The 1366-nt window shown below is 66.5% G+C and carries 2 protein-coding genes; both read right to left on the reverse strand.

Annotation, left to right across the window (positions count from 1 at the left end):
* Positions 1-30 precede the first annotated feature (30 nt).
* A complete protein-coding gene (locus AB0J64_RS57275) occupies positions 31-948 on the reverse strand; it encodes an IS3 family transposase (protein ID WP_364047271.1) in 918 nt (305 codons plus the stop codon).
* A gap of 2 nt (positions 949-950) precedes the next feature.
* A complete protein-coding gene (locus tag AB0J64_RS57280) occupies positions 951-1319 on the reverse strand; it encodes a transposase (RefSeq protein WP_364047274.1) in 369 nt (122 codons plus the stop codon).
* Between the last annotated feature and the right edge of the window lie 47 nt (positions 1320-1366).

Consider the following 1366-nt stretch of genomic DNA (forward strand, 5'->3'; position numbering starts at 1 on the left):
TGTCAATCCCCTGAAAACGTGGAGACGGTTCTATGCCACAGCGGTCCTCAGCAGGGCCGATGAGGCTTGTCTCTTCTCGATCATGTGACGTTCGAATGTGATGGGCGGCAGGCCGTCGTTGGCGCTGTGCCGCCGAGTGGTGTTGTAGAAGTCGGCGATCCAGGTGGCGATCTTCAGGCGCGCTTCGGTTCTGGTGCGGAACCGGTGGCGGTGCACGTATTCGACCTTGAGGGTGCTGTTGAGCGCTTCAGCTGCTGCGTTGTCGAGCGCGCAGCCCACGCGGCCCATGGACTGGACCACGCCCAGGCGCCGGCATAGCTCCTGGTAGCGGGCCGCAGTGTATTCCGAGCCGCGGTCCGAGTGGAAGATCACGCCGTCGATGTCGCCGCCGCGGGTGGCCACCGCCATCTGCAGCGAGGCGCTGGTCAGCGCGGCGTTGTGGTGCCCGGACATGGCATAGCCGAGGAGCCGGCGGGAGAACAGGTCTTCGACCGTGGCCAGGTAAAGCTTGCCCTCGTCGGTGTCGATCTGCGTCACGTCGCCGCACCACAGCACGTCCGGCGCGACCGCGGTGAACCTCCGGCGGACCAGGTCCGGGGCGGCGGGCCGCTTGCCTTGCCGGGTCAGCGAGCGCGGCTTGCGGCGCACGCGAGCGACCAGGCCGAGCTCTGCCATCCGCGCCGCAACCGTATTCTCCGACACCCGCCAGCCCGCCTCGTGCAGGTCACGGGTGATCCGCGGAGAGCCGTAGGTGCCACCCGACGCCTCGAACGAGCGGGTGATCTCCACATCCAAATCGGCCCGCCGACGTTGGCGGGCGGTCAGCTTGTCCTGGTCGATGCGGTTCTTCCACTTGTAGAACCAGGACTGCGACACCCCTAATGCCCGGCAGGAGATGACGTGGTCGATGCCATGCTCGGTCTTCTGGGAGCTGATGAAGGCCGCCACGCTTATCGGCCCATCGCCTCTTTGACCCACAAGACCACCGAGCGCTTGAGCACGTCACGCTCGTCTTCCAACTCGGCGCGTTCCTTCTCCCACGCCGCCTTCTCACGGGCGTGCTGCTTGGCCAGCTCGGCCTTCTCCCGCCGCAGCCGGGCCAGCTCTTCCTGCTCGGTCTCCTCCAGCGTTCCGCTCCCATCGCCGTCGCCGTTGTAGTGCTCGGCGAGCCAATCCATCTGCACCCAATTGTGCAGCGTGTACGGACTGATCCCCAGATCCCGCGCCACCTGCGCGACGGGTTTGCCGGTCTCCTTCACGATACGCACCGCCCCCGCCCGGAACTCCGGATCAAAGCGCCTCCGCGTGACTCCTGCCACGACCAAACCTCTCCCGGTTCGGTCTCCACGCTATGAGGGGAAGGCCA

The sequence above is a fragment of the Nonomuraea sp. NPDC049695 genome (assembly GCF_040674955.1).
In the GTDB taxonomy this organism is placed as follows: domain Bacteria; phylum Actinomycetota; class Actinomycetes; order Streptosporangiales; family Streptosporangiaceae; genus Nonomuraea; species Nonomuraea helvata.